The organism is Shewanella profunda, from assembly GCF_023283765.1.
Taxonomy (GTDB): Bacteria; Pseudomonadota; Gammaproteobacteria; order Enterobacterales; family Shewanellaceae; genus Shewanella; species Shewanella profunda.
On record NZ_JAKILG010000026.1, the window covers coordinates 16,800 to 29,378 of the forward strand.

The window sequence follows — 12,579 nt, forward strand, 5'->3', positions numbered from 1 at the left end:
TAGGGGAAAAATTCAATTTAGGTGTTCACGGTATGATTGATTTTTTGATTGAATAACTGAAATACGGGCTCTAATTTTAGCATTTTGAGCGTCAGCACTTCTGTAACATATCGTCGGTCTATCCTTGGTGGCTAACTAAGGTCTCTGTATTTAAGGTTTGCACTCAAGGTTCGCACCCGACATATTAACAAACCGAAAAATTGATTTTGGTAACTAACTCACTTTTCCATAAAGTGAGTTAGTCATCTCCATAAAACCATATGTGGCTTGATAAATTAGGTGTATTAAGCATTATTATGGATTTTTAGTAGATGTTCAGTTCACAACAGGGTGATTGGAATATATGAACAAGAGCAACTTATTTCTTTCAGAAGGTGGCTGCACCTGTCAATTCATTCGATATCGCATTGATACCGCCCCACTATTTGTACATTGCTGCCATTGCCGCTGGTGTCAGCGTGAAACTGGGGCTTCATTTGCCCTTAATGCCATGATAGAGACTGACAGGGTTCACTTGATCTGTGGGGAGCCTGAGATTATTGACACTCCATCGGCAAGTGGTATGGGACAAAAGATTAGCAGATGTCCCAAGTGCCATGTGGCTGTTTGGAGTCACTACGCAGGTTCAGGGCCGATACTCAGTTTTTTACGGGTGGGCACTTTGGATAACCCTGACATACTGCCGCCGGATATACATATTTTCACCTCATCCAAGCAACCTTGGGTCATCCTTCCCGAAGATATCCCTTCGGTTTCTGAGTATTATGATCGTGAAAAATACTGGCCAGCGCAGAGCCTAGAGCGACGTTTGAAAATACTGCCAGAAATTAATGCCTATCAAGCTGGGCGTCAGCGTACTTAAATAGCATTATTTGTTTAAGTAGAATGTAATTTTCTATGACTTGAATCTAAGTTTAAATCGGATTATGTTATTGTTTTACAATGGAAGACTGATTTTGGGTTATTGTTTTTACTGGGGAGCATGAGGCGCCCAAAATGAATGTTGAAACCCTAAAATATATAAACAAACACCAACTTTCGTCAGTCATGAATAAGACAAAGTGGTGCGAGCTTGAAAAGGCATTGAATGGATCTGAAGACTTTATTCCCCATGTGCGATACAAACTGATTTATGATGAGACGCCTAATGCAGGTTTTACTGCCGTGTGGTGGCACGAGTTACTTGAAATAGCAGAAACCATTGAGTGGTTAGAAGTTGATCCATTCAAAAGAGAATGGTTAGGCCGATTAGTGACGGATCGAGTGACTGACTTTTCTGATTTTGTAAGTGCACAATTAGCCCAATATTCAATTCCTTACTCGATAGAAAATGGTATGTTTCGGATTTGGGGCTATCTGAGGTTGGGTGAGTCTCCTGAGTTTCAGTAACTGCACCGTTATACATGAATAAGTGCTTTATTTTGCAATAAAGCACTTATTTTTAAGCGATTCAAACACTCGTTAACCTACTGATCACACTACTGATTAAAGTACCGATCAAAGTACTATGTAGAGTGGCCAGCCGAGGAGGCCGACGAGACCTTCTTTGTGTTCGAATCTTTCTAAGCGTTCTGGTGAGGCGTCGCTGAGTAAGAGTTCGCGGTAGCTTTTGGCAAAGTGCAGGGTACGCAGTAGGGCGGGGGCAAAGTTTTTACCGAGATCTTTACTGATGGTTTCAGCGAGTTTTGCGGGTAATTCTGCTAACGCTTTCTGGGTTTCCAATTCGATATGCTCACGGGTAAACCACTCCTCTTTTAAGGTGATTTTGCCGATACGCTTTTTCAAATCCTGTCTGACTTTGGCGCCATCAAACAACAATCGATACAGTACCACTTCGGCTAACACACTCTCTAGATTGAGAAAATCTAGCGGATCATAGCTCGATTGGGTGTAAAACTGTGCCAATAGCGCTGCAATGGACTGTTGGCGCTGATGCTCAAGTAGGGCATCTTGATAGGCTTCATAGCCTAACCATTCTTCCGCATCTGGTGGACTGGACACTTGTTCGAGCAAGAACTTGTCGACATCGCCGTAGAGGGATTTGCCGTTGACGAGTTTATGCTTGCTGACAGTGCTGAGCATGCTCCAGCCTTTTTGGAAGCATTTGACTACGCCATCGGCGGTGATTAACAGTCGTATCGCCTGCTGCGGATTTTGGTTTGATAATTCCATCAAGCCAAGACTCACCACACCAATTACATCGTGCGCTGCTTGTTCGAGCAAGTGCATTTTGTACTTGTTGTAAAACTTATCGGCCAGTTTGAGGCTCATCAAAATGGCTTTGGATTTGATTTGTGACAGCTGTTCACCGCTCAGCGTTTCGTCTGCTTGGCCTTGGATCAATACCTTGCTTAGGTAGGGTCCTTGATCTACATCACGCAGTACCAGTTGCATCAAATAATTCCTTAATCCAAAAAGCTAAACATATCATCGACTTCAGCGTATTCATCCGTCACTTGGTTTTTCTCTTTGGCTTGAATAACCAGCTCGTTAACAAACTTGCCGATGATCACTTCCCAACCTGAGCTTTGGTTGCGCAGTAGACTCTTGATGGCTTTTTCAACATCTGGCGCGAGCTCGTGGATCAAGGCCATTAGGCTGCGTGGATCGTCTATGCTGAGGCTGTGGGCATCTTCACTGGCGACGCGGCTATCGTAGCCGATGGTTTCAGTGTCTTCTTCGTCATCATAAAGATCGGTATAGCCATCTTCATCTTCATGCTTTTCACCTAACATCATTTCGATGAAAGGGATCGACAGGTAGAAAAGGCCCGCAGGATCTTCGGCGATACACTCTAAAATCGCAGTTTGTTTCGCTTCGCTATCTTGAATACGGATTAAATAGGTCAAAAAATCAAAGGTATGCTGAATAAGTTCTTCGGCATTGTTTTTGATTTTTTCTTCCCAGTACAAAGGTTGCTGACAGACGATGTCGCGAATTTGTTCTGGGGTCATGAGTTCAGACATGATCGAAGGACAAGAGATATCATGGTGACTGTTGATTTGTGTCAGCGTGACAATATCCATGTGTTCGATGACTTCGACTAATTGCTCGTCGCTCATGGTATTGGCGATAATTTCAAAGCGTTTGCTCGCTTGCTTTGGCTCTACGTCCGCCAGTTCTTTAATCTCGGCGACGGTAATCTCAATGAGACTAGTGTTCATTAGCGGTCCTCATCATCGTAGTGATCGTAGTAGCCATCTTCCTCTTCGCCTTCATCATCGTCGTCGTTATCAGACGTGCCAACATAATCGTTGTCATCATCATCTTCATCGTCATGATGTTTCGCTGTTGGCGTTGCTTTACCTTGGGTTTCAAGTAAATACAGTACGGCGCAGCTTTCTATCAATAAGGTTTCCGAGTAACTACGCACAGCCAATACTAAGGGTAAATCGGCATTGTTAAAGCCAATAGTGACTTTAAACTCATCCCACTCGGGTTGCGTTGCCGTGTTTATCCACTGTGCCCACTTGAGTTTGGCTTCGGCGGGAAATTTAATTCGACCGTAAAGCGCAACAGGCAGGTACTCAGGCACAGTATCGAGCATCTTAGGATCGGCTTCTAACACCTTTTTGATTTGACTAGTAAATTGTTCTAGCGCTTTAGGTGTATCGGGATCGTCGTAGGACTCGATATTGTCGTAGGCATTATTTTTTAGCTCATTAATGCGTGAGATATTCAGTTTTTTGACCATTTGACACTTACTCTAGAAAACGCTCAAGGATAAAATTGATCCCACAGCTCGCGCATGGCGCTAGCGGGATCGGTCACTATTACGTTATTGAAATCTTTGATAAACGCATTTCGTTGCTTAGGATCGGACAAGACATCATAAGCATTTTTAACGCGTTCAAGTTGTACGGCGGCTTGCTGTTTTTCCTCTTCCGAGGCACCTAACAACTTGTCGGGATGATATTTGTTTGACAGCCGTCGATAGGCTTTTTTAATGTCGTCTTCTTTGGCACTGGGTTTTATACCGAGCACACTAAAGTGGTTAATCATACTTGTACCTGCAGGCGATGTATTTGATATCGCGAGATAAAAAGGGTGTGACTCTGATTATCTTTAAATTCGTGGAATTATGATTAGTCAGCGGTGGATAATAGCAGAAATCCCCTAGGGGCAGCAAACACGTAAGTCGCTATTTGTAGCCTTAACCTAACTTATAAACGCTGGGATTTATAGTGCTAATTGTAGTGTCAATGGAAGGGGCAAAAAGAAGGCTGGTTGATGATGATTATGCGGGATTAGATAATTGGTTGCGGGAGCTGGATTTGAACCAACGACCTTCGCCCGTTGTTTATAAAGAGTTGAGCCCGACGAGCGATCATACTGCTCTATTTATAAAATTTTAGCTATTTTAGGCACAAAAAAACCAGCACTATGCTGGTTGATGATTAGATAGTTGGTTGCGGGAGCTGGATTTGAACCAACGACCTTCGCCCGTTGTTTATAAAGAGTTGAGCCCGACGAGCGACCATACGGCTCTATTTATAAAACTTTAGCTATTTTAGGCACAAAAAAACCAACACTATGCTGGTTGATGATTAGATAGTTGGTTGCGGGAGCCGAATTTGAACCTACTACCTTCGCCTGTTGTTTATAAAGAGTTGAGCCCGACGAGCGACCATACGGCTATTTTAGGCACAAAAAAACCAGCACTATGCTGGTTGATGATTAGATAGTTGGTTGCGGGAGCCGGATTTGAACCGACGACCTTCGGGTTATGAGCCCGACGAGCTACCATGCTGCTCCATCCCGCGTCCGATATCTATCTGTATTACTATACTATTTCGCTTTAAATTGGTTGCGAGAGCAGGATTTGAGCCTACGACCTTCGCCCGTTGTTTATAAAGAGTTGAGCCCGATAAGCTGTTTCTATTGATAAACTAATACACTAAATTGGTTGCGGGAGCTGGATTTGAACCAACGACCTTCGGGTTATGAGCCCGACGAGCTACCATGCTGCTCCATCCCGCGTCCGATATCTATCTGTATTACTATACTATTTTGCTTTAAATTGGTTGCGGGAGCAGGATTTGAACCTACGACCTTCGGGTTATGAGCCCGACGAGCTACCATGCTGCTCCATCCCGCGTCCGTCTTCAAAGCGGGGCAGACTATAACGGCAGTGAGTGGCCAATGCAAGGACGAATCCTAAAAAAGAGGGTGAATGCTCAAATATAAAGCGTAGTGCGGGGATTTTACGCAGCATGGCCGGCGACTCACAGTTATAGGTCGCTAAAAGCAGGCTAACTGACTGACTAAATCGGGCTTTGGTTAATAACTGTTTATCTTTTATGTATTCGAGCAGGTATAATGTCGCTTTGATTTTGACTGTGTACTGATTATCCCATGCTTAATTTTTTTGCCGCTGCCCCTAAGGGCTTTGAATATAGCTTAGCCCAAGAACTCACTGAATTTGGTGCCACTGAGATTAAAGAAAGTGTTGCAGGTGTGTATTTCACCGCACCTTTAGCCTTAGCGTACCGCATTACCTTATGGACACGTTTAGCCAGCCGTATTGTGTTGGTCATCTATAAAGGCAGCTGTGAGTCGGCAGAGCAACTGTATAATGCTGCTTATTGTATTGATTGGCCTGCGCATTTCTCTAATAGAAATACTTTTAGTATCGATTTTCATGGTACGGGTGGCTTTATTAATAACACCCAGTTCGGCGCGCTTAAAATTAAAGATGCGGTAGTCGACAGGTTCCGTGACGATGGTGATGAGCGTCCTAATGTGTCGCGCACTGATGCGGATTTTAAAGTCGATGTTCATTTTCGTAATGGCGTTATTACTATTGCAATGAACTTCTCTGGGCCATCGTTGCATCAGCGGGGATATCGCTCAACCACAGGTGAAGCGCCTTTAAAAGAAAACCTTGCCGCGAATATGTTGGTGCGAAGTGGTTGGCAAGCTGCGCCTTCAACTTTACTTGATCCTTTTTGTGGTAGCGGCACTGTGCTGATTGAAGCGGCGTTAATGGCAGCGGATATTGCTCCTGGATTGCAGCGTAGTCGTTTTGGTTTTGAACATTGGCGTCGCCACGATAAAGCCGTGTGGCAAGATATTGTCGCCGAAGCCAAGGCGCGTGCTTCTTTGGGCGTTAAACGCTGTGAGATTAAATTTTACGGATCTGATATCGATTCTCGCTTAGTTGCACTTGCAAAACGTAATGCAGAAAATGCGGGAGTGCTTGAGCTTATTGAGTTTAACGTCGCTAACGCGTTGAATATTAATCCACCCGCTGCTGAAGGTTATCTAATCACCAACCCGCCCTATGGCGAGCGTTTGGGGAATGTGTCTGAACTTTTGCAGCTCTACTATCAATTAGGCGATAAGTTTAAAAAAGAGTTTGGTGGTTGGAAAGTCGCCATGCTTTGTAGTGATATCGAGCTAATCTCATCACTTAAGCTTAAAGCTGATAAACAGATGAAGATGTTTAATGGTGCATTAGAGTGTGCCTTTAATATTTATACGCTGCATGCCAATAGTACTCGCCGTGACACGCCTGTTTTGCCTGAAGGGGTCGACATTGCCGATATCGCTCCCGCCTTTGCCAACCGTATTAAGAAAAATGCTAAGCAACTGGAAAAGTGGGCTCAAAAAGAAGGCATAGATAGTTATCGTATTTACGATGCCGATATTCCCGAATACAACGTGGCCGTTGATAAATATTTAGATTATGTAATTGTGCAGGAATATATGGCACCTGCGACCATTCCTGAGGCGGTAACTAAGCGTCGATTAAGCGATGTGTTATTGGCATTACCCACAGCGATTGGGATTAATCCTAATAAAATCATCATGAAAACCCGCGAACGTCAGAAGGGCACTAGCCAGTATCAAAAGTTAGATGAGCGCAAATTAGAGCTTATCACTACTGAATATGGCGCTAAGTTTAAGTTGAATTTAACTGGTTATTTAGATACGGGGTTATTCCTTGATCACCGTTTAACGCGTCGTCTGGTTGGTCAAAAAGCTAAGGGACGGCGAGTATTGAACCTGTTTTCTTATACGGGTTCAGCATCTGTGCATGCGGCGCTCGGTGGTGCTAAGTCGGTTACAACGGTAGATATGTCAAATACCTATATTGCTTGGGCGAAGGATAACTTTGCCCTCAATGGGCTGCAAGGCAAGCAATATGAATTCGTGCAAGCGGATTGTTTACAGTGGATCCGTAATTGTAATGAACAATTTGATTTGATTTTTATTGATCCGCCGACATTCTCTAACTCAAAACGGATGGAAGATTCATTCGATGTGCAGCGGGATCATGTCAATTTACTTAGCGCTTTAGTGAAGTTATTAAGTCCTACTGGCGAGTTAGTTTTCTCCAACAATAAACGTAAGTTTAAGATGGACATAGAAACACTGACTAAGATGAACATCACGGTTAAGAACATTGATGACATCACGCTGCCCATGGATTACAAGCGTAATCCTCATATTCACAATACTTGGTTAATTACCCATGCCTGAACGTAAGGCTGATCTTTCAGCTGAATTACATCGGGACTATATGCTATATCACACGGAGGGATGCCATCTGTGTGAATTGGCAATTGTGCTATTAAAAGATGCTGGTATAGCGTTTCAAACCATCGATATTTGTGATGATGAAATACTCGCGGAGCGTTATGGCGTGTCGATCCCCGTGCTAAAAGCCGTGGACGACAGATGTTTATTTTGGCCATTTGACGCAACGCAATTACAAAAGTTTATAGGAGCTTAGTTTGAGTCTGGTTCGTATCAATAATGGCTCTTTAGCCTATGGTTACACACCGCTGCTGCAGAATGCGGATTTTACCATTGAACGCGGTGAGCGCGTGTGTATAGTGGGGCGAAATGGTGCTGGCAAGTCGAGCTTGCTGAAGATTCTATCCGGTGATGTATTGCTGGATGAAGGTGAGTTTAACATTGATGGTAATGTTACCGTCAGCCGTTTACAGCAAGATCCACCTAAGGCAGAGCAAGGTACGGTTTATGCCTACATTGCGGCAGGCCTTAAGGAAGTGGGTGAAGCGCTTGAGCGTTATCATCAATTATCCCACGATGTGGCCCATGTCTCACCTGAACTGATGGATCGCATGCTAAATGAGATGCAAGGTCTGCAGGAAACCTTAGATCACTACAACGGCTGGCAGTTAGATTCACGTATTCAGCAAAATTGTGAATTACTCGGTCTCGATCCTGATAAATCCTTAAGTGAGTTGTCTGGTGGTTGGCAGCGTAAAGTGGCGCTGGCTCGCGCGCTTGTGAGTGAGCCCGATCTATTGTTGCTTGATGAGCCAACCAACCACTTAGATATTGACACCATCGAATGGCTAGAAAAATTTCTACTTGATTATCAAGGTGCTATCGTCTTTATCAGCCACGACAGGGGCTTTATTGCCCGTATGGCGACGCGCATTGTGGATTTAGATCGTGGTGTCATCACGTCATGGCCGGGCAACTATCAAGCTTACCTTGATGGTAAGCAGGAATGGTTGCGGGTCGAGGCTGATAAAAATGCCTTGTTTGACAAGCGTCTAGCCGATGAAGAAGTGTGGATCCGTCAAGGTGTTAAAGCTAGACGTACCCGTAATGAAGGACGTGTACGCGCACTTAAAGCGCTTCGCCAAGAGCGTAGCGAGCGTTTGAATCGTCAAGGTAACGCTAAAATGGCGGTGTCTGATACAGAGCGTTCAGGCAAGTTAGTCTTTGATGTAAAAGAGTTAAATTATAATTTGCCGGATAAAAATCTGGTGAAAAACTTTAACACTACTGTGATCCGAGGCGATCGCATTGCACTTATTGGGCCGAACGGTTGTGGTAAATCCACACTAATTAAGTTGCTGATTGAAAAGTTGCAACCTCAGTCTGGTGAAGTCAAAGTCGGCACTAAGCTAGAAATTGCCTATTTTGATCAATACCGTGAAGCCTTAGATCCTGAACAAACAGTTGAAGATAACGTCGGTGAAGGTAAAAAAACCATCACAATCAATGGGCAAGACCGCCATATTTTAAGTTATTTGCAGGATTTTTTGTTTTCTCCAATGCGAGCAAGAACACCTGTTAAAGCCTTATCGGGTGGTGAGAAAAACCGTTTATTACTCGCAAAGTTATTGATCCGTCCTGCAAACTTAATCATTCTCGACGAACCTACAAACGATCTTGATATTGAGACCCTAGAATTGCTAGAGTCGCTGCTGACTGAATATCAAGGCACTCTATTGCTAGTGAGCCACGATAGAGCGTTTATTGACAACACAGTGACGAGCAGCTGGTGGTATGCAGGTAATGGCCACTGGAGCGAATATGTGGGTGGTTATCAGGATGCGGTCGATCAGGGAGCTAAGTTTTATTCTGAGGAACCTAGTTCACAAAAGACGGTCGAAGCTCCTGCAGTACCAATCAAAGCTGCTGACGTTAAGGTGGCAGAAGTTGCCAAAGTTGCGAAAAAACTGTCGTATAAGTTACAGCGTGAGTTAGAGTCATTGCCTAGTCTGATGGAACAGTTGGAGGAAGACATCCTCGCACTGCAAACCACGATTGGTAACCCCGATTTCTATAGTCAGGCGCAAGATAAAGTCAATCAGGTATTAAGCCAGTTGGCGGATAAAGAAAAACAATTGGAAGTTTGCTTCGAGCGATGGGAAGAGCTTGAGTCATTGAAGTAAGCCAATAATAAAAATGGGAATAGAATTAATGAAGTCAAAGTTGGATAAAGCCCTGTCCTTGGTTGCCTTAGGTGTCCTTGGTGTATTGAACAGTGCCCATGCTGCACCTGTCTATGAAATTGTAAATATTGATAATTATGATCTACTAGGTACGCTTGAAGGCACTCGTAACGGGTATGCGTTAGGTGTGAATGCTAATGATGAATTAGTCGGTATTTCAAAGGGTAAGAAAAAACTCAACACTACCGATGTGGACGGTGGAGTGATTGATGTTGAAGATGGTATCGCACCAGAGGAAACCATCACTTATTCCATCACTACAGCAATAGTTGCCAACAACTTTGCCTTTATAGCTAAGGAAAACGACGATACATCTAATCCTTGGTTACCCACTTTTGATAGTATAAATGGCACAACTCCACCGCGTGATACTACTGTGACTAATTCAGTTGATACCTTTTATTATGGTATTAGCGATTCGGGTATCAAAGTAGGCAGCATGACCGCTCCTGAGAAAAAGGTTGAGAATACTGCAACTACCGATGCTACTGATGATTATTGGTATTACCGCGACTATGAATCCCGTGGTGTGGCTAAATCCAGTGATGCTGAAATACCGCTTCTTCCCCCTTATACCCAATACGTTAAGGATGATGAAACGGTTGAGTTGGGGGGGTGGTCGGCGGCAACGGCTATCAACAATAATAACCTCGTAGCGGGTTATGCGAGTACTGATATCAGTAAATATGGTAGCGATCGCGTGACTTACTGTCTAAGTACGGATAATACCTTGCCATTGGATGTATGTGTTCAACGTGAGCAATATCCCAACTCATCTGGAACTCGCAATATTCAATATCAGACACGTGCCTATGTGTGGAAAATTGAAGATGATAATACTGCGACAGGTACAGTTTTACCTCTTGGTTTAACGCCAGCAAGCGATAACACCTTAACCTTTACGGCGCAGGCGCTTGGCTTAAACGATAATGATGTTGCTGTTGGTCGCTCCCATGTTTACCGTAATAACAACACGGACAAGTTGCGTCAAGATGCGGCATATTGGACTAAAGATACTGAAGGTAATTACCAATATCATTGGATCCCGATGAGCGATTCGATCTCAAGTTCTATCGCCTACGATATCAATGATAGTGGTATTGTTGTGGGGAGTTACCGCAGCTACATTCAAGGTTATTTACGCGATAAGTTCTTCTATTTCGATATTAATACTCCCGATGTTGGCTATGTAACTCCAAATGATTTTGCGACTACTACTACAGATTTATCCAGTAAGCCAAAAGATATCAACAATCAGGGCCAAGTAGTTGGTTATATTGAAACAACCTATGATAAAGAAAAGCCACGTCCTAAGGCGGGGTTCTTGTATGAAAAGTCAACGGGTGAGTTTAGCAACCTTAATACGTTACTGACCTGTGAATCTAAGGGATTTGAGAAAGATGATCAGGGTAACTGGAGTCGCCATCAGGTCGAAGTTCAGGATGGTTCTGGGAAAACGCTGACATACAATACGGATATTCTAGTAGTCGAAGCCACTAGCATTAATGAAGAGGGGACTATTGTCGGTACCGCCTTTATTCGTAAGCCTTCGTACCAGTTCGATGACGATGGTAATGTCGTGATTGGTGAAAACGGGTTACCTTTATTCGAGTTAAGTGGCAGCGGAGAACCTGTTACTGCTTATATTCCTCGTATGGTTGTGCTTAAGCCTGCAACCAATGGCGAAGCTTGTACCGTGGATGATGATAGTACTGATACGGGCAACTACGAGCGTGAGGGGGCGGCGTCCTTAGCTTGGCTGTTTGCGTTACCATTGATTTGGTTCCGTCGTCGAATTCGCTAATTTTTAAGCTTGAATTCAGACTAAAAAAATCGAGGCAAAATGCCTCGATTTTTTTTAACTAGGATCTCAATAGTTTAAAAAATAGTCGATATAATGAGCAATTTTTTGATTGATCTTGGGGACAAAAAGCACTATTTCTATGGGTGAAGCTTTTGCTTCTATTTCACGTAGAACAGAGGACGCTTGCATGAAAAGACAAAAACGAGATCGTTTAGACAGAGCTTTTTCAAAAGGATTCCAAGCTGGTGTTGGTGGGCGCTCTAAGGAGCTCTGTCCTTATGCAAATCTTGATTCGCGATCGCAGTGGTTAGGCGGTTGGCGTGAAGGTGTGGATGGCCGAGTTAATGGGCTATTTAATAAATAACTGAGTTTAACTCGTTAATTAAATAGCCCAGAACAAACGAAGTAATGCAGCACATTGCCCTCAGATGAGGGCATTTTTATACCTACAATAAATGCAGTAAAAGATAACTAGAAGGTTGATGTATCACTAAATACACCGACTTTCAGATCGGTTGCACTGTAGATTTGGCGGCCATCAACTTCGAGAATGGCATCGGCAATTCCCATTACTAGTTTACGGTGGATCGTGCGTTTGATATTCAGTTTATAGGTAACCTTTTTCGCACCGGGTAGCACTTGGCCGGTAAATTTAACTTCACCAACACCCAGTGCACGGCCTTTACCTTCTGCGCCTTCCCAACCTAAGTAAAAGCCCACTAACTGCCACATGGCATCGAGACCTAAACAACCGGGCATCACGGGATCGCTAACGAAATGACAGCCAAAAAACCATAGTTCTGGATTAATATCGAGTTCAGCGACAATTTCACCTTTTCCAAACTCGCCACCATTTTCATTGATAGTGACGATTCTATCGATCATCAGCATATTATCAATTGGGAGGCGAGGGGAGTTTGGACCAAATAATTTCCCATGGCCACACGCGATGAGTTCTTCTTTATTGAAACTGTTTGCTTTATTCATTATTTTACTACTCCAGCAATAAGAGCCGCCAAGATTAGCGAACACGTGTAAGCTAAACAACTC

At 43.6% G+C, this 12,579-nt stretch carries 12 protein-coding genes and 3 tRNA genes; 7 read left to right on the forward strand and 8 right to left on the reverse strand.

Annotated elements, in window-relative coordinates; all coding sequences use genetic code 11:
- The first annotated feature begins 343 nt into the window (after positions 1-343).
- Positions 344-862, forward strand: a complete 519-nt coding sequence (locus tag L2744_RS12985) for a GFA family protein (protein ID WP_248992306.1) — start codon at positions 344-346, stop codon at positions 860-862.
- Between the two features lie 134 nt (positions 863-996).
- Positions 997-1,389 (forward strand): DUF6678 family protein, encoded by a 393-nt coding sequence (locus L2744_RS12990; protein ID WP_248992307.1) that lies wholly within the window; start codon positions 997-999, stop codon positions 1,387-1,389.
- Between the two features lie 108 nt (positions 1,390-1,497).
- Here L2744_RS12990 and atcC read toward each other — a convergent pair whose 3' ends face one another.
- The 7 genes from atcC to L2744_RS13025 form a co-directional block, all read right to left on the reverse strand.
- The gene (gene atcC, locus L2744_RS12995; RefSeq protein ID WP_248992308.1) at positions 1,498-2,394 is read right to left on the reverse strand and encodes a cold adaptation protein AtcC; all 897 of its coding nucleotides are present in this window, start codon (positions 2,392-2,394) and stop codon (positions 1,498-1,500) included.
- Positions 2,395-2,405: 11 nt separating this feature from the next.
- Positions 2,406-3,164 (reverse strand): cold adaptation protein AtcB, encoded by a 759-nt coding sequence (gene atcB, locus L2744_RS13000; protein WP_248992309.1) that lies wholly within the window; start codon positions 3,162-3,164, stop codon positions 2,406-2,408.
- Entirely contained in the window at positions 3,164-3,694 is a 531-nt protein-coding gene (gene atcA, locus L2744_RS13005; RefSeq protein ID WP_248992310.1) for a cold adaptation protein AtcA, read from the reverse strand. The genes atcB and atcA overlap by 1 nt, the downstream gene beginning before the upstream one ends.
- Before the next feature lie 23 nt (positions 3,695-3,717).
- Positions 3,718-4,002, reverse strand: coding sequence for a cold adaptation protein ActJcold adaptation protein ActJ (gene atcJ / locus L2744_RS13010; RefSeq protein ID WP_248992311.1), 285 nt, complete (start codon positions 4,000-4,002; stop codon positions 3,718-3,720).
- Positions 4,003-4,686: 684 nt separating this feature from the next.
- Positions 4,687-4,763, reverse strand: a tRNA-Met gene (locus L2744_RS13015).
- 140 nt (positions 4,764-4,903) lie between these two features.
- Positions 4,904-4,980, reverse strand: a tRNA-Met gene (locus L2744_RS13020).
- 41 nt (positions 4,981-5,021) lie between these two features.
- A tRNA-Met gene (locus L2744_RS13025) sits at positions 5,022-5,098 on the reverse strand.
- Positions 5,099-5,355: 257 nt separating this feature from the next.
- Between L2744_RS13025 and rlmKL the strand changes: the two genes are divergently transcribed.
- The 5 genes from rlmKL to rmf all read left to right on the forward strand — a co-directional run bounded on the left by rlmKL (position 5,356) and on the right by rmf (position 11,893).
- Positions 5,356-7,485: a bifunctional 23S rRNA (guanine(2069)-N(7))-methyltransferase RlmK/23S rRNA (guanine(2445)-N(2))-methyltransferase RlmL gene (gene rlmKL / locus L2744_RS13030; protein ID WP_248992312.1), complete on the forward strand. Its 2,130-nt coding sequence runs from the start codon at positions 5,356-5,358 to the stop codon at positions 7,483-7,485.
- On the forward strand, positions 7,478-7,738 hold the full coding sequence (locus L2744_RS13035; protein ID WP_248992313.1) for a glutaredoxin family protein: 261 nt from the start codon (positions 7,478-7,480) through the stop codon (positions 7,736-7,738). The genes rlmKL and L2744_RS13035 overlap by 8 nt, the downstream gene beginning before the upstream one ends.
- 1 nt (position 7,739) lies before the next feature.
- Positions 7,740-9,665 (forward strand): ABC transporter ATP-binding protein, encoded by a 1,926-nt coding sequence (locus L2744_RS13040; protein ID WP_248992314.1) that lies wholly within the window; start codon positions 7,740-7,742, stop codon positions 9,663-9,665.
- Between the two features lie 28 nt (positions 9,666-9,693).
- Positions 9,694-11,529 carry a DUF3466 family protein gene (locus L2744_RS13045; RefSeq protein ID WP_248992315.1) on the forward strand — a complete coding sequence of 612 codons (1,836 nt, stop codon included), beginning with the start codon at positions 9,694-9,696 and terminating at the stop codon, positions 11,527-11,529.
- A 187-nt stretch (positions 11,530-11,716) separates the two neighbouring features.
- Entirely contained in the window at positions 11,717-11,893 is a 177-nt protein-coding gene (gene rmf, locus L2744_RS13050) for a ribosome modulation factor (protein ID WP_006082074.1), read from the forward strand.
- A gap of 107 nt (positions 11,894-12,000) precedes the next feature.
- Here the strand turns inward: rmf and fabA are convergent, their stop codons facing one another.
- Positions 12,001-12,516: a bifunctional 3-hydroxydecanoyl-ACP dehydratase/trans-2-decenoyl-ACP isomerase gene (gene fabA / locus L2744_RS13055; protein ID WP_248992316.1), complete on the reverse strand. Its 516-nt coding sequence runs from the start codon at positions 12,514-12,516 to the stop codon at positions 12,001-12,003.
- Between the last annotated feature and the right edge of the window lie 63 nt (positions 12,517-12,579).

Coding starts and splice junctions, on each gene's coding strand:
- rlmKL (WP_248992312.1), top strand. CDS start 5,356: ATGCTTAATTTTTTTGCCGCTGCCCCTAAGGGCTTTGAATATAGCTTA.
- atcJ (WP_248992311.1), bottom strand. CDS start 4,002: ATGATTAACCACTTTAGTGTGCTCGGTATAAAACCCAGTGCCAAAGAA.
- L2744_RS13045 (WP_248992315.1), top strand. CDS start 9,694: ATGAAGTCAAAGTTGGATAAAGCCCTGTCCTTGGTTGCCTTAGGTGTC.
- L2744_RS12990 (WP_248992307.1), top strand. CDS start 997: ATGAATGTTGAAACCCTAAAATATATAAACAAACACCAACTTTCGTCA.
- fabA (WP_248992316.1), bottom strand. CDS start 12,516: ATGAATAAAGCAAACAGTTTCAATAAAGAAGAACTCATCGCGTGTGGC.
- L2744_RS13035 (WP_248992313.1), top strand. CDS start 7,478: ATGCCTGAACGTAAGGCTGATCTTTCAGCTGAATTACATCGGGACTAT.
- L2744_RS12985 (WP_248992306.1), top strand. CDS start 344: ATGAACAAGAGCAACTTATTTCTTTCAGAAGGTGGCTGCACCTGTCAA.
- atcC (WP_248992308.1), bottom strand. CDS start 2,394: ATGCAACTGGTACTGCGTGATGTAGATCAAGGACCCTACCTAAGCAAG.
- rmf (WP_006082074.1), top strand. CDS start 11,717: ATGAAAAGACAAAAACGAGATCGTTTAGACAGAGCTTTTTCAAAAGGA.
- atcB (WP_248992309.1), bottom strand. CDS start 3,164: ATGAACACTAGTCTCATTGAGATTACCGTCGCCGAGATTAAAGAACTG.
- atcA (WP_248992310.1), bottom strand. CDS start 3,694: ATGGTCAAAAAACTGAATATCTCACGCATTAATGAGCTAAAAAATAAT.